This is a genomic window from Leptolyngbya sp. 'hensonii' (assembly GCF_001939115.1).
Taxonomy (GTDB): Bacteria; Cyanobacteriota; Cyanobacteriia.
This window is the reverse complement of the sequence record NZ_MQTZ01000020.1, coordinates 77,498-97,786: the sequence shown is the minus strand read 5'-3', so window position 1 is coordinate 97,786 and position 20,289 is coordinate 77,498. Positions and strand designations below refer to the sequence as shown.

14 protein-coding genes are annotated in these 20,289 nt (G+C 53.1%); 7 read left to right on the top strand and 7 right to left on the bottom strand.

Annotated elements, in window-relative coordinates; all coding sequences use genetic code 11:
- Position 1: 1 nt before the first annotated feature.
- Together BST81_RS08320 and BST81_RS08315 are read right to left on the bottom strand one after the other, a co-directional pair.
- Positions 2 to 703, bottom strand: a complete 702-nt coding sequence (locus BST81_RS08320) for a TrkA family potassium uptake protein (protein WP_075598084.1) — start codon at positions 701 to 703, stop codon at positions 2 to 4.
- A 59-nt stretch (positions 704 to 762) separates the two neighbouring features.
- Positions 763 to 2,106, bottom strand: coding sequence for a TrkH family potassium uptake protein (locus BST81_RS08315; RefSeq protein ID WP_075598083.1), 1,344 nt, complete (start codon positions 2,104 to 2,106; stop codon positions 763 to 765).
- Positions 2,107 to 2,346: 240 nt separating this feature from the next.
- Between BST81_RS08315 and BST81_RS08310 the strand changes: the two genes are divergently transcribed.
- From BST81_RS08310 to BST81_RS08285, 6 genes are all read left to right on the top strand, one after another.
- Positions 2,347 to 3,612, top strand: a complete 1,266-nt coding sequence (locus tag BST81_RS08310; RefSeq protein WP_075598082.1) for an HlyD family efflux transporter periplasmic adaptor subunit — start codon at positions 2,347 to 2,349, stop codon at positions 3,610 to 3,612.
- A complete protein-coding gene (locus tag BST81_RS08305) occupies positions 3,609 to 5,633 on the top strand; it encodes an ATP-binding cassette domain-containing protein (protein ID WP_075598081.1) in 2,025 nt (674 codons plus the stop codon). Before BST81_RS08310 ends, BST81_RS08305 begins: the two co-directional genes overlap by 4 nt.
- Positions 5,634 to 5,660: 27 nt before the next feature.
- Entirely contained in the window at positions 5,661 to 6,767 is a 1,107-nt protein-coding gene (locus BST81_RS08300) for an ABC transporter permease (protein WP_075598080.1), read from the top strand.
- Between the two features lie 21 nt (positions 6,768 to 6,788).
- Positions 6,789 to 7,916 carry an ABC transporter permease gene (locus BST81_RS08295; protein ID WP_075598079.1) on the top strand — a complete coding sequence of 376 codons (1,128 nt, stop codon included), beginning with the start codon at positions 6,789 to 6,791 and terminating at the stop codon, positions 7,914 to 7,916.
- Between the two features lie 133 nt (positions 7,917 to 8,049).
- Positions 8,050 to 8,688 carry a peroxiredoxin gene (locus BST81_RS08290; RefSeq protein WP_075598078.1) on the top strand — a complete coding sequence of 213 codons (639 nt, stop codon included), beginning with the start codon at positions 8,050 to 8,052 and terminating at the stop codon, positions 8,686 to 8,688.
- 152 nt (positions 8,689 to 8,840) lie between these two features.
- On the top strand, positions 8,841 to 9,815 hold the full coding sequence (locus tag BST81_RS08285; RefSeq protein WP_075598077.1) for a cysteine synthase A: 975 nt from the start codon (positions 8,841 to 8,843) through the stop codon (positions 9,813 to 9,815).
- A gap of 98 nt (positions 9,816 to 9,913) precedes the next feature.
- Here the strand turns inward: BST81_RS08285 and BST81_RS08280 are convergent, their stop codons facing one another.
- Both BST81_RS08280 and surE read right to left on the bottom strand, forming a co-directional pair.
- Entirely contained in the window at positions 9,914 to 10,819 is a 906-nt protein-coding gene (locus BST81_RS08280) for an MBL fold metallo-hydrolase (protein ID WP_075598076.1), read from the bottom strand.
- A 694-nt stretch (positions 10,820 to 11,513) separates the two neighbouring features.
- Positions 11,514 to 12,380 carry a 5'/3'-nucleotidase SurE gene (surE, locus tag BST81_RS08275; RefSeq protein WP_363079640.1) on the bottom strand — a complete coding sequence of 289 codons (867 nt, stop codon included), beginning with the start codon at positions 12,378 to 12,380 and terminating at the stop codon, positions 11,514 to 11,516.
- A gap of 43 nt (positions 12,381 to 12,423) precedes the next feature.
- Between surE and pheS the strand changes: the two genes are divergently transcribed.
- The gene (pheS, locus tag BST81_RS08270; RefSeq protein ID WP_075598075.1) at positions 12,424 to 13,428 is read left to right on the top strand and encodes a phenylalanine--tRNA ligase subunit alpha; all 1,005 of its coding nucleotides are present in this window, start codon (positions 12,424 to 12,426) and stop codon (positions 13,426 to 13,428) included.
- Between the two features lie 34 nt (positions 13,429 to 13,462).
- Here the strand turns inward: pheS and BST81_RS08265 are convergent, their stop codons facing one another.
- The 3 genes from BST81_RS08265 to BST81_RS08250 all read right to left on the bottom strand — a co-directional run bounded on the left by BST81_RS08265 (position 13,463) and on the right by BST81_RS08250 (position 20,228).
- The gene (locus BST81_RS08265; RefSeq protein WP_075598074.1) at positions 13,463 to 16,276 is read right to left on the bottom strand and encodes an EAL domain-containing protein; all 2,814 of its coding nucleotides are present in this window, start codon (positions 16,274 to 16,276) and stop codon (positions 13,463 to 13,465) included.
- Positions 16,277 to 16,531: 255 nt separating this feature from the next.
- The gene (locus BST81_RS08260) at positions 16,532 to 17,134 is read right to left on the bottom strand and encodes a type IV pilin-like G/H family protein (protein WP_075598073.1); all 603 of its coding nucleotides are present in this window, start codon (positions 17,132 to 17,134) and stop codon (positions 16,532 to 16,534) included.
- A 613-nt stretch (positions 17,135 to 17,747) separates the two neighbouring features.
- Positions 17,748 to 20,228 carry an ATP-dependent Clp protease ATP-binding subunit gene (locus BST81_RS08250; RefSeq protein ID WP_075598071.1) on the bottom strand — a complete coding sequence of 827 codons (2,481 nt, stop codon included), beginning with the start codon at positions 20,226 to 20,228 and terminating at the stop codon, positions 17,748 to 17,750.
- Between the last annotated feature and the right edge of the window lie 61 nt (positions 20,229 to 20,289).

The following is a 20,289-nucleotide window of genomic DNA, read 5'->3' as shown; positions in this document are numbered from 1 at the left end:
ACTATCGCAGGGGGAGTTTTTCGACAGCGGTGTTACAACCAATGACCACGATCGCCGAACCCTGATGGAGAACCCGTTCTGGACGGGGGTTGATCTCAAACTTATCATCCTGACTGACAGCCAGCAGATTCAGGCCATAGCGGTTCCGAAGTTCCAGTTCAGCAATGGTCTTGCCATCAAATTCGGGCGGAACCACCACTTCCACAATACTGTGATCCGGGTCCAGCTCAAACCGATCCAGGATACCGGGCCGGGTGAGGGAATGGGCCAGAGAACAGCCCGTCTCATGCTCTGGGAAGACCACATGATCTGCCCCCACCTTACGGAGCAACTTTTCATGGATCTCTGAGGAAGCCTTGGCAATCACATGGGGAACCCCCCCTTCCTTCAAGTTCAGGGTGGTGATAATGCTTTCTTCCACATAGTTACCGATCGCCACAATCACTGTGTCCAGCTCAAACACTCCAGCCTCATGCAAGGCAGAGGATTGGGTAGAGTCCAGTTGCAAAATATGGGAAGCCACCTGATCGGTCAGGCTGGCCGCTACTCGCTTTTCATCCGCATCCATGGCCAGCACCTCATACCCCAGACGACGCAGGGTCAGACAAACTGCCCGTCCAAAACGACCCAATCCAATAACGGCAAATTGTTTCTTGTGATCAGGTCGTAGCGTGCGAAAGAAGGCTAAAGAGGAGAGATTCACAAACGTATATTTAAGGATTTCTATAGAAAGACTATCACTTTCCAGAGCGGTTCAACCCATCAACCGACCAGCAACTCTTCCTCAGGGTATCGCAGGGTCGTGGGTTTGGGGTCTCCTAAAAGAGCGGCCATGAGGAGCAAGACACCGACCCGACCAATATACATAGTGGCAATCAGCACCAGTTTGGCGATCGCAGAGAGACCCGCCGTAATCCCAGTGGAGAGCCCTACTGTCCCAAAAGCGGACATGACCTCAAACAGGATCTTGATAAAGTCAATGTCAGGATCTGTAAACGTAATAATGGCGGTCATCACAATCACGACCATCAGAGACCCTACAGCTACACCTGTTGCTTTCAGAATCAAGGACTGGGGAACCTGTCGCCGGTAGAGAATCACTGATTCCTTGCCTTGCAAAATGGCCTGAGTAATGCTGAACAGGATCCGTAGAGTCGTGGTCTTAATTCCGCCAGCCGTTCCCCCCGGGCTGCCCCCAATAAACATCAGCGCGATCGTCACAAACAATCCTGTGGTGGTCATTTTGCCAATATCGATTGTATTGAACCCGGCTGTTCGAGGCGTCACGGCCTGGAACCAGGCAGCCATTAGTTTGGTAGGGAAGTCCATCGGAGCGAGGGTCTGGGGATTTTGAAAATCTGCCAGCAGAATCGCCACCGTTCCCAAACCCAGTAACAGCAGGGTTGTACTGAAAACAACCTTGACATTGAGGGAAAAGGCTATCTTCTGAACTCGATTCTGCACCCGATCTCGGAGCCAGAGGAAGGCTTCAAAAATTACGTCATAGCCAATTCCCCCAAAAATAATCAACCCTGGAATCACCAAATTGAGCAGGGGAGAAGCCTGATAACCCACCAAGTTGTCGGGAAACAGGCTAAATCCAGCATTGTTCCAGGCACTGACGCTATGAAACAGGGCCAGTTGCAATCCTCGATCGAGGCCATGTTGGGGAACAAACACCAGGAGTAGCAAAAACATGCCCGTCAGCTCGAAGAAAACCGTTGTCACGATAATCGATTGGATCAATTGAGCCATACCCTGCATCCCGGCCCGATCCAAAGCCTGTTGCAGGGCAACCTTATCCCGCAGGCCAAAGCGACGCCCAATCAGCAAGAGGAGAAACGTCGTTGCGGTCATGTAGCCCAAACCGCCAATCTGGATCAGCCCCAGAATAATCGCCTGCCCCCAGGGAGAAAAATAGGTCCCTGTATCCACCACAATATGACCTGTGACACAGACAGCAGAAGTGGAGGTAAACAGAGACACCAGTAAATGATTCCAGGTGAACCAGGCGGATTGAGTCACAGACATCGGCAAGAACAACAGTAAAGTTCCAATCAAAATGACCGCGATAAATCCCAGGGCAATCGTTCTTGATACCGTCATCTGATCGGAGTCCTGTCAGTCGCAAAACTTTTCCTGATCCTAGAAGGTATTGGTCCCCACCAAACGATTGATTTTAGGCTCAACCTGTAGCCTGAAATCCTGTTATGCAAATATGCAAACCTCCTATCCAGCGTTGAAGCTTCATAACAGCGGGGGATGTACGGTTAGGGGACAGCCTGGGATAATCATCAACGTTGATGTCTTTATCGCCTGGTCTTTATCCCCTGGGAGCCTGTGCCCATGACCTCTGTTTCGGACCCCCAACCCACCAGTGGCTCAGTTCACCGAAGTAAGGGCGATCGTCGCCCCAATCCTCGCATTCTGATTCCAATCGTGTTGCTGGTCGGTGCTGGCATCACCTTCTGGTTCTACAGCACCCGACCCAAGAGCACAGCTCTGGCCGTGACAGGACGGATTGAAGGTTACGAGACTGACATTGGGGCCAAAACCCCTGGCCGTGTCGATATGGTGGCAGTGCGGGAGGGCGATCGGGTCCAGCAGGGCCAGATCATTGTCCGCCTAGACGATGACGAAATCCAGGCCCAACTCCGGGGGGCTGAAGCCCGTTTGAAGACGGCCCAGGAACAGGAACAGCAGGCCCTCTTACAAATCACTGTGGTCCAGAGTCAGATTCAGGAAGCAGAATTAACCCTGCAGCAATCCCAGGGAGACGCCCAGGGACGGGTGACCCAAGCCCAAGCCAATGTGTCAGCAGTCCGAGCCCAACGAGCCCAGGCAGAAGCCCAGGCTATCCAGGCCGCCTCAGAAGCCAAGCTGGCCCGCACCAACCGCGATCGGGTGGCCCAATTGCGTCGGGAGGGTGCCGTTGCCCAGCAGCAGTTAGACCAGGCCCAGACCGCTTTTGAAACAGCTCTGGCCATTGTCGAAGCCCGCCGGGCTGCCGTCCAGGCTGCCGATGAACAATTAAGCGCGGCCCAGGGCAATCTCACGCAAGTGGAAAGCACGGGCTTCAATCCGGGAATTCGGACCGCCCAACTGCAGGCCCTAAACACCCGGCTCATCCAGGCCCAGTCCCAACTGGATGCCGCCCGATCGGAGGTCGCCAGTGCCCGAGCAGCCAAACAACAAGTTCAGGCCCAGATCCAGTATTTGAACATCATCAGCCCGATCGATGGCGTTGTGACAGCCCGCAGCGTGGAACCGGGAGCAGTGGTCACCAGTGGCAAGACCTTACTAACGGTAATCAATCCCAACGATGTTTATCTCCGTGGCTACGTTCCCGATGCCGATATTGGCCGCATCAAGATAGGGCAAAAGGCCAGGGTTTACCTGGATTCTGATTTGAAACGGGAAACCCCCCTGGAGGGAGAAGTGACAGCCATTGACACCCAGGCTTCCTTCACCCCCGAAAACATTTATTTTCAGAAGGATCGGGTCAAACAAGTCTTTGGCATCAAGATCCGAATTAACCAGCCCGGGGGCTTTGCCAAACCCGGTCTACCCGCTGATGCTGAGATTCTGGCCGGATCGGAGTCGGGTCGATGATCCGGAAAGAGGCCTTCCGGGAAGCATCGATCGCAGTTTCTTCCAACACCCCCATGATTGAGGTGCAGGATCTGCAAAAGCGCTATGGAAAATTGGCGGCGGTGCGGGGAATCAGCTTCACGGTGAACCGGGGTGAAATTTTTGGGTTAATTGGCCCCGATGGAGCCGGGAAAACCACCACCTTCCATATCCTGGGTGGGGTGATGGAGGCATCCGCAGGCACAGTGCGGGTGCTAGGCCAAACGCCCCGAGATGCCCGCCTGAATATCGGCTACCTGACCCAGCAGTTTTCCCTGTACCTGGACCTGAGCATCGACGAAAATCTGGAGTATAGTGCCGGATTACATCAGATTCCGCCTGATTTGTTTGCCGATCGGCGCGATCGCTATCTACGTCTGATGAATCTGGATCAGATTGGCTCCCGGTTGGCCGGTCAACTCTCTGGCGGGATGAAGCAAAAGCTCTGTCTCTGTTGTGCCCTGGTGTCCCAACCCCAGATTTTGCTCCTGGATGAACCGACCACCGGGGTGGACCCGGTGTCCCGGCGGGATTTCTGGGATGTGCTGGCGACAGTTGCCACAGAAGGGGTGACGATCGTGGTGGCCACCCCCTATCTGGATGAGGCCGAACGCTGTAACCGAATTGCCCTGATGTATGAGGGACAGATTCACCAGATGGGCACCCTGGGAGAACTGCGGGCCGATTTGGGCCTACAACGGCTGGAGGTGCGAACGGGCATGATCTCAGAATTGGAACAGGCCCTGCAAAGCGCGATCGCAGGCACGGACCTGCCCGGTTCATCCGTGGAACGGGTGGCCCCCAGCCAGAACCTGGTCGATATCCAGACCTTTGGCGATCGTCTGGATGTGCTGGTCCAGGATGCGGTGGCTGGAGAAACTCAGGTGCGGGCGATTGCCGCCCATCATCAGTTACGTCTGGACACAGTCCAAGCCACGGAAACCACTCTGGAGAATGTGTTCGTCACCCGGTTACGCCAACAGGGATCGGACCCCCAGTTCATTCCCCTGCCTCGATCGCTGCGAGGCAGTCGGAGAAGCAGAGGGGAATCCAGATCTGAGGTCGCGATCGGGGCCACCCACCTGAAACGGGTCTTCGGTCAATTCCAGGCGGTCAAGGATGTCAGCCTGGAGATACGCTATGGTGAGATCTACGGATTATTGGGAGCCAACGGAGCCGGGAAAACCACCACGATTAAGATGCTGTGCGGGCTGCTGGAACCCTCCGCCGGACAGATGGTCCTAGCCGGACAAAGTCGGGATCTACGGAGTAGTGCCCTGCGACAGCGGATCGGTTACATGAGCCAGAAGTTTACCCTGTACGATGACCTGACGATCGTGCAAAATCTGGAGTTTTATTGCGGCGTCTACGAGGTGCCCCGGCAGGCCCGTCGGCGGAAAATTGACTGGGTGATTGAAACCTGTGGTCTGACTGGGCGGGAGAAGATGCTGACGGGGCAACTGCCGGGGGGCTGGAAACAACGGGTGGCCTTCGGAGCCTCGGTCATGCATGAACCCGAAATCCTGTTTTTAGATGAACCCACCTCTGGGGTCGATCCCCTGGCCCGTCGCCAGTTCTGGCGGTTGATCAATGACCTAGCCCACCAGGGCACGGCCATTCTGGTCACGACCCATTATCTGGAAGAGGCCGAACAGTGCAACCGTATGGGCTTTCTGGTGGCCGGAGAGGTGGTGGCCCAGGGCTCCCCCAGCGAAATCAAGGCGACCCAACCCGGCCAACTGGTGGAACTGGTCGTGGATCGAACTCAGGCCGCCGCCGATGAACTGAGACTTGACCTGGACAACTGGCGGGTTTCCATCTTCGGCGATCGATTACATGTGGTTCTGGATCACCCAGAGACAGACATTCCTCGGGTACGATCGCGGCTCACCGCTGCCCAGATTAGGATCCACTCCCTCCGTCCCATTCCCTACTCCCTGGAGGATGCGTTCATTGGCATTGTGCAAAGAACCGATACGGGCATCAGCCATCTGGCACAATGAGGCAACAAATGGGATGAAGGAGATCAAATGAAACGAATTTTGTCCCAATGCCAAAAAGAACTGGCCCAGTTTCAGCGCGATCGCCTGACCCTGGCCCTGGCTTTTCTATTACCCACCATGGCCCTGCTGATTTTTGGCTTCGCCATTCGCCTGGAGGCCAAAAACATTCCTCTGGTGGTACAGGACTTTGACCACAGCCCCCTGAGTCAGGCTTATGAGGAACGGCTCTGGGCCACGAACCAGTTTCAACCCACCCCTTGGACAGGCTCAGACCCGTTGCAGGACGCCCTCGATCGGGGGATTGCCAAGGCCACTGTGATCCTCCCTCCCGAATTCAGCCGCAACCTGAAGGCCGGTAAACCGACTAAGATTCAGGTGATGATCGATGGCACGGACGCTAACAATGCCCGGGTGATCAAAAACAGTGTGCAGGCGACGAATAAGTTCTTTCTGCAACAAGCTGGATTTCTGCCTGACTCCCAGTTGGTGACACCCCACACCCGCATCTGGTTCAATCCGGGTCGGAAAGAGTCTCTATACATCGTACCGGGGGTCTTTGCCGTGGTGCTGTGGGTGTTTCCCTCGCTGCTGACGGCGATCGCGATGGTGCGGGAGAAGGAAAAGGGCACCATTTTGCAAGTCTATGCTTCCAGCATGACGGCAGAAGAATTGCTCCTGGGCAAAGCGCTGGCCTACTGGCTGATCGGTCTCACAGAGGCTCTATTCGTCATGGGGTTGGGATCGATCGTCTTCCAGATCAGCCTGGTGGGGGATCCCACACCACTCCTGCTGGGCACCCTACTGTTTCTCCTGGACGCTGTTCTGTTTGGTCTCCAGATTGGGGTCCGGACCACCAACCAGAATGCAGCGGTGCAGGTGGTTGCCTTGATCGGATTTCTCACCGCTTTGCTACTCTCCGGCTTTATCTATCCCCTGAGTAATATTCCGTTTCCCCTCTCCGTGGTCAGCAACATCGTGCCAGCCCGCTACTTTATCGAGATCACTCGGGATGCCTATGTTCGCGGAACGGGTTGGTCGGGAGTCTGGTTTGCAGAACTGGTGCTGGTGATCATAGGAATTGTGCTATTCAACATTGCCCGCAAGGGACTGCGGCAGATGCAACTACCGGATTGAGGATTGATCAAGGAGCCCCCGATGTGGAAATCGTTGAACCAATTTTTTGAGAGCCGCTTCTGGGCACTGGTGGTCAAAGAGATCAACCAGATCCTCCGCAACAAGCAGTTGTTGTTTCTACTGGTGTTTCCACCCACGATCCAGCTTTTGCTCTATGGGTTTGCCCTGAATCCCGATGTGCATTTTCTCAAGTTGGGTGTGGTGGACTATGCCCAGACTTCTAACAGTCGAGAACTGGTCTCGGTCCTGACGAATAATCGGGTGTTTGACCTGGAACAGATGCTGCTGGATGAAGAGAAACTCAGTCAGCAGGTGCGGGAAGGGCACTTAACCGCCGGCCTGGTAATTCCCCCCAAGTTTGACCAGGCCATGGCCCGGGGTGAATCGGCGGAGGTGCAGGTGTTGATCGATGGGGTGGATGCCAATACCGCTGGGATTGCCAGTGGCTACCTGAACCAGATGATTACCCAATTCAGCCGTAAACTGCAGGGCGTGACCGCACCGCCGATCGTGGACCCTCAGGTCAGTTTTCTCTACAATCCCGGTTTGACCAGTAGCTGGTTCTTTGTCCCTGGCGTCATGGGCGTCGTCCTCACCCTGATCGGCTCCCTGGTGTCGTCCGTAACCGTGGTCCGGGAGAAAGATTCCGGCACCCTGGAACAACTGCTGATGACCCCGGCAGAGGCTTGGGAGATTCTGTTAGCGAAGATTGTGCCCCTGTTCGTTCTGCTCATGGGGGATGTGCTCCTGGCCCTGACCGTGGGCCGGGGTATTTTTGGGGTTCCGTTCCGAGGCAATTTCCTCCTGTTTATGCTCCTCTCAGGGCTGTACGTGTTCGTCGGGATTGGGCTGGGGATTATGCTGGCGACCCTGTCCCGATCGCAACAACAGGTGGTATTAACTTCTTTCTTCTTCAACCTGCCCCTGATTCAGCTTTCTGGCGCGATCGCCCCGATCGAAAGCATGCCCCTGTTCCTCCAATACCTGTCCCTGCTGGATCCTCTGCGCCATTACGTGGCCATCACTCGCGGTATTCTGCTCAAAGGTGTGGGGCTGGATGTGCTCTGGCCCAATGCACTGGCCCTGGGCAGCTTTGCGATCGTCCTCCTGGCCATCAGCATCAATCGGTTTCGCAACCAGTTAAGCTGACCCCTCCATTAACATCTTGCGCTAAAGCTTAAAATAAAATTACAAAAACAGCCGTACTCCGAGCGGAAAACCGGAGTTATGGCATGATTGGAAGGACCAGCTTGTGTTTTCATTACGCATAGGATATTTGGATATGGCTCTTCGACTCGGTGACACCGTACCAGATTTTACTCAAGCCTCCACAGACGGTGAACTCCACTTCTATGATTGGGCTGGTGATAGTTGGGTGGTTTTATTCTCCCATCCTAAGGATTTCACTCCCGTTTGCACCACAGAACTGGGCGAAGTGGCTCGCCTGAAGCCAGAGTTCGACCAGCGCAATGTCAAAGTTCTGGCCCTCAGTGTGGATGATGTGGCTTCCCACAAAGGTTGGGTGGGGGACATTGAAGAAACCCAGAATGCCAAACTCAACTACCCAATTCTGGCCGATCCCGATCGTAAGGTTTCTGACCTCTACGACATGATCCATCCCAACGCCAACGATACCCTGACCGTCCGTTCTGTGTTTATCATCGACCCTAAGAAAAAGCTGCGCCTGACCTTCACCTATCCAGCCAGCACCGGACGGAACTTTGATGAGTTGCTCCGGGTGATTGATTCTCTGCAATTGACGGACAACTACAGTGTGGCCACACCGGCCAATTGGAAGGATGGGGGGGACTGTGTCATCGTTCCATCTCTGCAGGATCCGGAAGTCCTGAAGGAGAAGTTTCCCAAGGGCTACACCGTCGTCAAGCCTTACCTGCGGATGACGCCCCAACCCAACAAATAAGGATCACGGATACCCTTCAATCCCCTGTCGGACCATTGGATGCAATGGTCCGACAATTTTTGCTCCAGTCTGAACCTGGAGATCCAGGAGCAGATGTTGTAGGGAGAACCTTTCCGCATAGGATGGAAGAGGGATTCACATAGAACGCCAGTATGGAGATCAAAAACGGGTTTGTGGGGACGATCGGAAACACTCCCCTGATACGGTTAAACAGTTTCAGCGAGGAAACAGGCTGCGAGATTCTGGGTAAGGCAGAATTTTTGAACCCTGGCGGTTCCGTCAAAGACCGGGCCGCCCTCTACATCATCCAGGATGCCGAAGCACGGGGCCTGCTGAAGCCTGGAGGAACGGTGGTGGAAGGCACTGCCGGTAACACCGGAATTGGGCTGGCCCACATTTGCAATGCCAAAGGTTACAAATGCCTGATCATCATCCCAGAAACCCAATCTCAGGAAAAGATGGAAGCGCTGAGAACTCTGGGGGCAGAAGTTCGCCCGGTTCCTGCCGTCCCCTATAAAGACCCCAACAACTACGTCCGCCTGTCTGGTCGGGTGGCGGAGGAAATGGAGAATGCTGTCTGGGCCAATCAATTTGATAACCTGGCCAATCGGCAGGCCCATTACGAAACGACGGGTCCTGAAATCTGGCAGCAAACCGAAGGCCGGATTGATGCCTGGGTCGCCGCCACAGGTACAGGCGGAACCTACGCAGGGGTCGCCCTGTACCTGAAGGAGAAAAATCCGACTGTTCGGTGCGTTCTGGCAGATCCGATGGGAAGTGGCCTCTACAACTATTTCAAGACCGGCGAAATTAAGGTCGAAGGCAATTCCATCACCGAAGGCATCGGCACCAGTCGGGTCACGAGCAACTTACAGGGAGCACCGGTGGATGATGCGGTTCGGGTTGAAGATCCGGATTGCCTTCGGGTAGTCTATCAACTCCTCCGTCGGGATGGCCTATTTATGGGCGGGTCTGTAGGCATCAATGTGGCAGCAGCAGTCCAGGTCGCCAAACAGCTCGGACCGGGTCACACGATCGTCACCGTTTTATGTGACGGGGGAGCCCGCTACCAATCTCGTTTGTTTAATCGGGAGTGGTTGGCCACGAAGGGACTCTCTCCCGATTAACAGCTCTAATGGGTTAGACCCTAATCATCTGGGAATCAGATCTTCGATTTCGTCAAGAAGTCGGAGATCTGAACAGCAAAAGTTGGGTTATGGACCCTTCAGACAGAAATCTTCAATTCCGGTGCTACGCCAGAATCCACCTCTAAAGCGGATTCTTCAATCAACTGCAGAACCATCCCCTCTCGGGCCATCACAGCTTGAGGAAAGCGTTCTCTGGCTTGAAAGGCAATCCGATCGAGAAAATCATCGTTATGCAGCGGGTCATGGTGAAAAATCACCAACTGCTTCACACGAGCTGCTTCAGCCATCTTAATGGCTTCCTGCCAGGTGGAATGCCCCCACCCAATCTTGCTGGCTGTGGTGGAATGATATTCCTCATCCGTATACGTAGCATCGTAGATCATCACATCCGCATCTTGCGCCAGACGGAGCAGATTTTCATCCAGTTGATCCAGAAGATGCTCCGTATCGGTCGCATAGACCGCCGAACAACCCCGCCAATTTACCCGGTAGCCCGTGGCCTGCCCCGGATGGTTGAGCAAAGCAGTCTCGATCGTAATGTCACCCAGATAGATCTGCTGCCCAATCTGAATATCGTTAAACCTCAGATCAGATCCCATAATTTGCAGCGGCACCGGGAAGTTTGGATCCAACATCTGGTTAATCAGCCGCTGTTCGATCGTCATCCCATTGGGTGAAGGAGCCCCATAAATGTGGAAACAATTCCCTTTAACAAAAGCAGGCACAAAGAAGGGAAAGCCCTGAATATGGTCCCAGTGGGTGTGGGTAAAGAACAGATGCCCTTCCAGAGGCATTTCACTCAAAAGGGATTGGCCCAAAACTCGTAAACCAGTTCCCCCATCAAAAATCAGAACCTGCCCCCCAACCCGCATTTCAATACAGGGGGTGTTCCCCCCGTATCGAACTGTCTCGGCTCCGGGACAGGCAATACTCCCTCTAACTCCCCAAAGGCGCACAGTGAACTGGTTTTCTATACTAGACATGAGTTTTCCTGAAAATCAGCCAAACCTCAAGAGCAACTCCTGCCATTTCTAACCCGCACCCCGACTGCAATCATCCAGCAGGAAGATATTTCGTCTTGCAACCCATTTACCAGAGCATAAACCAGGTCAGCACAGAGGTAAATCACCCGAAAGAGACTTCCCCTTCATCTTGCTGTCCTCTATCCTGATTGACTGACAAAACTTTTTCTGTAGGTTGGGTTTCGCTCTGCTCCACCAAACCTTGTCAAGGCTTTTGTGTTGGGTTTTGCACCTTAACCCAACCTACGAGATTTCAGGGGTTTCAGGAGTTTTGTCAGTCAACCAGCTTCTATCCTTCTATTATCTACTCTCTATTGTCTACTCTCTTTAAAGCAAGTTGTCAGTGTTAAAAGTACATTCTAGAACACACTTTAGCCAGATTTTTTCAACTAATCTCCAGCATTAATTATGTTCTAGCATCTCAGGATTGTGGAATTCCAGACTTCTCCGTGATTAATCTCACAGCCTCTCCGTGATTAATCTCACAGCCCTCCCTGAGAAAAGTTAAGAATTCAATTTAAATTTCAAAAAGAGAGAAGAATTGCTATTGAAACTTTTTGAAAATCACAAAAAGTAAATTTGTCAAAATCTATATTAATTCTGTGAGAAATGAGACCCCATTGCAGATTTTTGGGTCATTTTATCGAGAAAGTTCTCAACTTTTAGACATCGAAACATCAAACTGCCATTTTTGCAGGTGTTCCAGAACCAGGTTAGAGGTCAGATTATATTGCAAAGGCGTAATGGTAATCAGGTTCTTGCGAATCGCCTCAACATCTGTGGGAATTTGGTTGACCCAATCCAGGTCAGACTCCTCCGCCACCTCTTCCAGCAGTTCCCCCGCCAGCCAGTAGTACGTCTTACCCCTTGGATCAACCCGCTTCTCAAAAATATCCAGATAGCGGCGAATCCCCTGGCGAGTCATGGCTACCCCGGTAATCTCCTCCGGCTTGACCGCCGGAATGTTGACATTGAGCAGGACGGGCTCTGGCAAAGGCTGGGCCGCCATCTGTTCCAGTAACATCTTGGCAAAGGCCGCAGCAGTCTGAAATTCCCTGGAGGTGTAGCTGGTCTGGCTAAATGCAACGCTGGGAATCCCCTCGATCGTACCCTCCATTGCGGCTGAGACCGTTCCTGAGTACAACACATCTGTCCCCAGATTAGAGCCATGGTTAATCCCCGATAGGACAAAATCTGGAGGACCCTCCAACAGTGCCCAGAGCGCCAGCTTCACACAATCAGCAGGAGTCCCAGAACAGGCCCAGGCCGTCACCGAGGGATGAAAAATCCCTTCCATTTTCTCAGCCCGAATCGGCTGATGTAGGGTCAGGCCATGTCCCGTAGCAGATCGCTCCTGATCCGGGCAAACCACCGTCACATTGTGACCGGCTTCAGCGAAGATATTGGCCAAACTCCGGATGCCCTGGGCAAAAATACCATCATCGTTGCTGACTAGAAGTTTCATCGCCATTGTCATCGATCGGAAGGACGACTCCCATTCTGCCTTACATCTAACGGTCATGAACCACACTTATAATTGGAAATGGCTGTAATAGAGTATTGGCATGACGAATCCGCCTGAAAGCCTGAACGATCAACTGGAAGCCCTGCGCCGGGATGCTGAAGGGGAAGTAGCTGCAGCTCAAACCCTGGATGAGCTGGAGCAATTTCGGATTAAATTCCTGGGCAAGAAGGGGCAACTCTCCCAACTGTTGGGGGCAATGGGCAAGCTCCCGCCGGAAGAACGCCCGCTGATTGGAGCCCTGACCAATGAGGTGAAGGATGCCATTCAGTCAGCCCTGGACAGTAAAAAAGCAGCCCTACAGGCGGCCCAGATCCAGGCCCAACTGGAGGCCGAAACCCTGGATGTGACGTTGCCTGGTGTCTATCGTCCCCAGGGGCGGGTCCATCCCATCAGTGGCGTGATCGATCGGGTGATCGATATTTTTGTCGGGTTGGGCTACACCGTTGCCCAGGGTCCGGAAATGGAGACCGACTACTACAACTTCGAAGCCCTGAATACTCCCGCTGACCATCCAGCTCGTGATATGCAGGACACCTTCTACCTGCCCGATGGCAACCTGCTCCGCACCCATACCTCGTCGGTGCAGATCCGGTACATGAGTGAAAATGAACCTCCGATTCGGATTGTGTCTCCAGGCCGGTGCTATCGGCGGGATACGGTGGATGCTACCCATGCTGCCGTGTTTCATCAGGTGGAGATTCTGGCGATCGACGAGGGGCTAACCTTCACTGATCTGAAAGGCACGATCAAAGTCTTCCTGCAGGAGATGTTTGGGGATGATCTGCCGGTTCGTTTTCGGGCCAGCTACTTTCCTTTCACAGAACCCTCCGCCGAAGTGGACGTGCAGTGGCGAGGCCGCTGGTTAGAAGTCATGGGCTGCGGTATGGTAGACCCGAATGTCCTGAAGGCAGTCGGTTACGATCCCGAAGTGTACACCGGCTTTGCTGCCGGGTTTGGTGCCGAGCGCTTTGCCATGGTACTGCACCAAATTGATGACATTCGTCGCCTGTATGCCAGCGACCTGCGCTTCCTGAGACAGTTTTAGCCCATACCTGTTAGAGGTGGAGCATACTCCGTCTCTAACAGGTATGGTCCTGATAAATCCAGGATTGATCATAGTGGTGGAGGAACAGGGTAGCCTCTGTCAAAGACAATGGGGGACTGATCAGGTACCCCTGAACTTCCTTACAATTCAGAACCCGCAGCAATTCCAATTGGTCTGGTGTCTCTACACCTTCAGCGACCACATCCAGACCCAGCCCCTGGGCCAGGGTAATAATGGCACTGATAATGGCAAAATCCTGAGAATTAGCCTTGAGATCGCAGATAAAAGACCGATCGATTTTCAGGGTATGCAGGGGAAACTTTTTCAAATATCCGAGGGAAGAATAACCGGCTCCAAAGTCATCCAGGGAGATGTGAATCCCCAGGCTATGCAGTTGATGCAAGGTTTCGATCGTAACCTCTACATTCTGCATGACCGTAGTTTCCGTCATCTCTAGTTCCAAGTGCGCTGGTTTCAGTTGAGTCTCCTGTAAGATGCGCTGAATGCAAGACACCAGACCAGGGCGTTGAAAATGGCGGGCAGACAGGTTAACCGCCATCCGCAATTCAGACAGTCCACTCTGTTGCCAGATCCGGATCTGCTGACAGGCTGTTTCCAACACCCATTCATCGATCGCCACAATCAAACCGCTATCTTCTGCCAGGGGAATAAAGCGTTTTGGCGGAATCAGACCTAATTCCGGATGTTGCCAGCGTACCAATGCCTCCATCCGACTGACTTTGCCCGTTTTCAGGTTGATCTGAGGTTGGTAATGGAGGATAAACTCACCCAATTCCAGAGCTTGATGCAATCGACTCTCCAGGTTGAGCAACTCAGACGCCCTCGTCGTCAAAACGGGCGTATAAAATTGGTAATTGTTGCGACCCTGTTCCTTGGCGCAGTACAAAGCAGCATCCGCATTGCGCAATAGAGTTTGAACATCCTCACCATCGGTTGGATAGAGGGCAATGCCAATACTGCTACTGATATAGAGTTCCTGAGCTTCAATCTGAAAGGGAGGCTTCAGCGCCTCCAAAATCCGCTGGGCAATTTTCGTGGCATCCTCTGGATGAACAATTCGAGGCAGGAGCAGGGTAAACTCATCCCCCCCCCAACGGGAAATCACATCCCCTTCCCGCAGGCAGGCCGCCAGACGACTGGCCACGACTTGCAGCAACTTGTCTCCGATCGCATGGCCCAAGGTATCGTTGATGGTTTTGAAATGATCCAGATCCAGAAACATCACGGCCAGCATCTGCCCCGTTTGTTGAGCCCCCAGGAGAGAAGCGGGCAGGTGTGTATTAAATTGAGCCCGATTGGGTAGCCCTGTGAGCAAATCATGGAAAGCCTGGTAGCGAATTGTGGTCTCAGCCTGCTCCCGCTTCAACACGCCCCCAATACTGATCGCCATGGCCACCAGAATGGATTCCTCGCTCTTAAACCATCGTCGTTCCGATCGACAATCATCAAACCCGATATATCCCCAAAACTGGTCATCCACCAGAATTGGGACCAGGAGAATCGAACGAATCTGATCGCGATCCAAGATCTCCCGCTCAACGGGGGGGAAATCCTGGGTCAACCCATGGACAGACTGACCCGCCGCCAGCGTTTCATACCAGCGCATCTGCTGAAAGGTACTGTAGGGACGGTTCTGCCAGTGGGACTGGGTGATGCTGGGTTCAATTCCCGGCCTCGTCCACTCGAACCGCATACTCATAGCCAGTTCCGTCGTTTCGGGATGAAGATGGTTTTCGTAGATATAGACCCGATCGACATCTGCTGCCTGCCCTAAAGTTTCTAGCGTCTTGTTAATCGCCACCCCAAAATCAACGGCAGTCAGAAGATAATTGGTGGCCTCAGCCACCGCCTGCAACAGGTTATCCCGCTTTAGAAGCTCCGCTTCTACCTGCTTGCGATCGGTGATATCTTCTACTGTTCCCTCGTAGCCTAATAATTGCCCAGTTTCATCCTTTAAAGCACGGGCACTTTCCGAGATCCAGATAATGCTGCCATCCTTACGATAAACCTGGGATTCAAAGCCCCAAACCGCACCCTGGTCCCGCATCAGTTGCATAAAAGTCTCCCGTCTGGTCGGGTCTACGTACAGTTGATGCTGGATATCCGTTAATCGATCCACCAATTCTGTCACCGACTCGTAGCCATAAATCCGGGCTAGCATAGGATTAGCAATCAGGTATTGACCATCGGCAGTCGTCTGAAAGATCCCTTCCACTGCATTCTCAAAAATGCTCCGGTACTTTGCCTCTGCCACTTGCAGAGATTCCTCCGCCTGCTTACGTTCCGTAATGTCTTGAAAAATGCCCAGAATACCGATCACCTGACCAGTTGCGTCCCGTAAGGGAATCTTGCTAGTTTCAGACCAGGTTTGCCGCCCATCGGCTGTCCGTTGAGATTCAATCACGTTGTAGCGCGGGGTGTTGGTTTCCATCACCAGCCGATCGAGGGCCAGGAAAGCCTCTCGCTCCTCTGGTCGCCAGGGCATCTCATCGTCCGTTTTACCAAAGATATGGCGTGGATGGGCAAACCCTGCGACGTGAGCAAACCTTTGGTTGCAGCCCAAATAGACAGAATTCCGATCTTTCCAGAAAATAAACAGCGGCAGATTGTCCAGGACCAGTTGCAGGAAAGCCTCAAAATCCTCTGATTCGGTTGTCTCCAGAACAATCTGCCGTCGTGAAGTTTCCTCCTGTTCATATTCCGGTGGCGTCGTCGGTTCTGAGCACAAATTTCTGGTCAGTCCTTCAATCGCCTGTACCCACCCATCTGATACAAGATTTTCTGGAAAATGCTGCTTGGAGAAATCCCAATTCGGAGGCTCAAGCATGGGCAACAACTGTTCTCATCCAGTTTTCCGATCGTGTCATGATGATCAAAACAGGTCAGCCGTTTGAAAAAGTGGCCAACATTCGATGCGAATTCAAACCACCGTAAACCCATTGTAAAAGCTTAATTTAAACCAATTATTCTTACATTGCAGTATTTTGACTGTTTCTACTGAACCTCTTCAGAATAAAAAAATGGGTCAGATGTCACCCTGACCCATTAGAAATAGACACACACATCCAGATCAACGGCTGACCTATTTCCCATTCAGCAACCGGTAGGCCCCACTATTGGGATCTGCCTGACACTGGCCAGCCGTAATAAAATTGGAGGTCACCGCCGGGAAATTGGTGGAATCAGGCTTACCCACTTGCTTGGTCTCACACAGAACAGAGAGGGTCGTGGTTTCACTGGTTTCCTGCACTGTACCCAAAGCCACACCGCCCATATAGGACCGTAAGGGACCTTTCAAAGAAGCAGCCGCACTGTTCACGGTCTGCGTGTAAGCTTCGCCGACATAGGCCACTGGCGCAATGGTGTAGTAGTAGTTGACGGTCTGAGTTTGAATTCCCAAACCCAGCACCTGAACTGTTGAGCCAAAAACACTATTTTCAGCCATGTAAGCCGTCTGAGCCCGGTTCATCGAACCGACATTTTGTTTTGCTTCCGACTGCTTGGCCTTGTTGGCCTGGTTGAGGAAAGAAGGCAGTGCGATCGCAGATAGAATCCCAATGATGATGATGACCACTAATAACTCAACCAGAGTAAACCCCTTACTTTCTCCATCTTCCTGAGCATGTTTCTGAGCATGTTTCTGAGCAAGATGGTGCAAAAACTTAGCCTTAAATTCAGCTTTCATGACGTCAAATTCAATGACAACGGAAATGAACCTTTGATGACTGGGACAACCTGCTCATGCACCCGACAGCAACAGAGAATGGACTCAACAGGTTCAAAGACTTGCTCACCCCTATCAAGCAAAAGACCCCAGTGAGAGCTTCAGTTTAGCCAGCCTGCTGACGAGAGAACAATCGCAATTCTTCGGATACTGAGACCTCTGAGTCGAGAAAACCGCAATTCAACACCTGGAATTTACAGAGAGCCCGATGAGAGCATCCCAGTTTTGCAAGGTTGCCCTCATCCCCCAGCCCCTTCTCCCAAAGAGGGAGAAGGGGAGCCAGATTCAAAGTCCCTCTCCCGTTCTGGGAGAGGGATTTAGGGAGAGGGCTACAAAAGTGGGATGCACTCGAGCCCGATCCCTGATTTTCTCGAAGTTGCCAAAGTTTGACGCAGCAGTCCAATCCCAATCACGCCCCAGGGCCATAAAAAAGATCAGCAAGATGCTGATCTTTCTCCACTTTCAAGGTATAACCGTCACCTATTTCGTTAGGGCAGGAAGCAGGGGGACACTGCTCTAAAGTAGCGGCTCGACCCCATGCTTCCTCATGGAACAGGGGGGCGTCAGAGGAGCCTCACACGGTAGCAGGCAGCCTTGCCTCCAGGGTTGCATCCCGGCGAACAACAACCAGACCATCCCCATCCACATCCACATCCACAATGGCGGTGTCTCCTGCTCCGATTCGACCTGTCAATAGGGCCTCTGCCAAAGCATCCTCCAGTAATCGGGTGATTGCCCGTCGCAACGATCGAGCGCCATAAGCTGGACTGAACCCTTCCCGCAACAACAGATCTTTGAACAGCTCCGTTACCTGCAGGGCAATAGACTGCTCCCTCAACCGATCGCCCACTTCCCGGATCATCAGGTCTGCAATCTGCTTCACTTCTTCCCGAACCAGGGACTGGAAAACAATGATGTCATCCAGGCGATTCAGAAATTCCGGGCGGAAGTGTTGCTTTAGATCTTCGTTAACCAGGGTACGGATGCGATTGTACTGCGCCTCTGCGATGTCACCCCCGACCTCAAAGCCCAGACCACCGCCTCCTTTCTCAATGACTCTGGAGCCAATATTGGAAGTCATGATGACCAGAGTGTTTTTGAAGCTGACGATCCGGCCCTGGGCATCCGTCAGACGGCCATCTTCCAGGAGTTGCAGCAACAAATTAAACACTTCCGGATGGGCCTTCTCAACCTCATCAAATAGAAGAACGGTATAGGGTTTACGACGAACCGCTTCCGTCAACTGGCCACCTTCACCATAGCCCACATAGCCTGGAGGAGAGCCAATCAGCTTGGACACCGTATGAGACTCCATAAACTCAGACATATCCAGGCGAATCATGGACTCTTGAGACCCAAAGAAGTAGTGGGCCAGTGCCTTAGCCAATTCAGTTTTACCCACTCCCGTCGGCCCTGAGAAGATAAAGCTGGCGATCGGTCGATTGGGATGCTTCAGCCCCACACTAGCCCGTCGCAGCGATCGGGCCACAGCTTTCACCGCCTCATGCTGACCGATCACCCGCTGGTGCAGCGTATCTTCCAGATGTAACAAGCGGACTGTTTCCGACTCCGTCAGCTTGGTCACGGGAATCCCCGTCCAAGCACCAACAATCTGGGCGATATCCTCTTCAGTGACCACGGGCAACCGCAGGGACGTACTGCCTACCGTACTGTCAGACTGAAGCTGGGCTTCCAGTTCCAGTTCCCGATCACGCAATTGAGCCGCCTTGACAAAATCCTGGGTCTGAACCGCTTCTGATTTTTCCCTGATGACTTGGCGCAATTGTTGTTTCAGCTCTTTGGACAACGAGGACTGGGTATGGGCCAACCGGACTCGGGATCCGGCTTCATCAATCAGGTCTATCGCCTTATCAGGCAAGAAGCGATCAGCAATGTAGCGATCAGCAAGTTGGGCTGCCGCAACCAGAGCCGCATCCGAAATCTCGATCCGATGATGCTGCTCATAGCGTTCCCGCAACCCAAACAGAATTTCAATGGTCTCCGCTACAGTGGGTTCACCCACCATCACAGACTGGAATCGACGCTCCAGAGCTGCATCCTGCTCGATATGCTGACGATACTCATCCAGGGTTGTCGCCCCGAGACATTGCAGTTCCCCTCTAGCCAGAGCGGGTTTGAGCATGTTGGCAGCATCCATACCACCGCCAATCGCCCCCGCCCCGACTAGCGTATGAATTTCATCAATCACCAGAATGATATTGTTGTTGGATCGGACCTCTTCTATGATTTTGGACAGGCGATCCTCAAAATCTCCCCGATAGCGAGTTCCAGCTAGCAGACGCCCCATATCCAGGCCAATCACCTGCTTATCTTCCAGGGCTTCTGGCACATCCTGATTCACAATTCGTTGGGCCAGCCCTTCCGCGATAGCCGTCTTGCCTACCCCCGGCTCTCCAATCAGCACCGGGTTGTTCTTCGTCCGCCGTCCCAGAATCTGAATCACCCGTTCAATTTCCTTCTCCCGACCGATGACCGGATCCAATTTGCCCTGCACCGCCAGTTGGGTCAGGTTCGTTCCAAATTCTTCTAGGGTGGTCATCTCCCGACTAGAAGCTTGACGGGGCGATCGTTCCGGGGCACTGCCCATGGGAACAGCAGCCAGTTCCTCCAGGGCTTTCGCGATCTCAGCCCGCAGGGTGGAAATATCTACCTTCAGGTTTTCCAGAACTCGCAGGGCGACTCCATCACTCTCCACCGTAATTCCCAGCAGGAGATGCTCTGGAGTCACATACCGATCCCCCAGTTGCCGTGCCTCCTGCAAGGCCTGTTCAAAGACCCGCTTGACCTTGGGCGTGAAGGGAATTTCTGGTGGAACAAACCCTGCTCCTTGCCCAATAATCCGCTCTACCTCCAGACGGGCCTCTTGAAATGTAACCCCAAGCTGAGTCAGAACCTGAGCCGCAACACTCGTTTGCTCCCCAATCACTCCCAGCAGAATTTGCTCTGTGCCGACAAAATTATGTTTAAGACGGCGTGCCTCTTCCTGGGCAATCATAACTGCCTTAATGGCTTTATCCGTAAACAATTCAAACATAGATGGGCTCCTTGAACCGAGCCTTTGCAGCTCCGGGCGAGAGGACTATAAGCAATCGAAA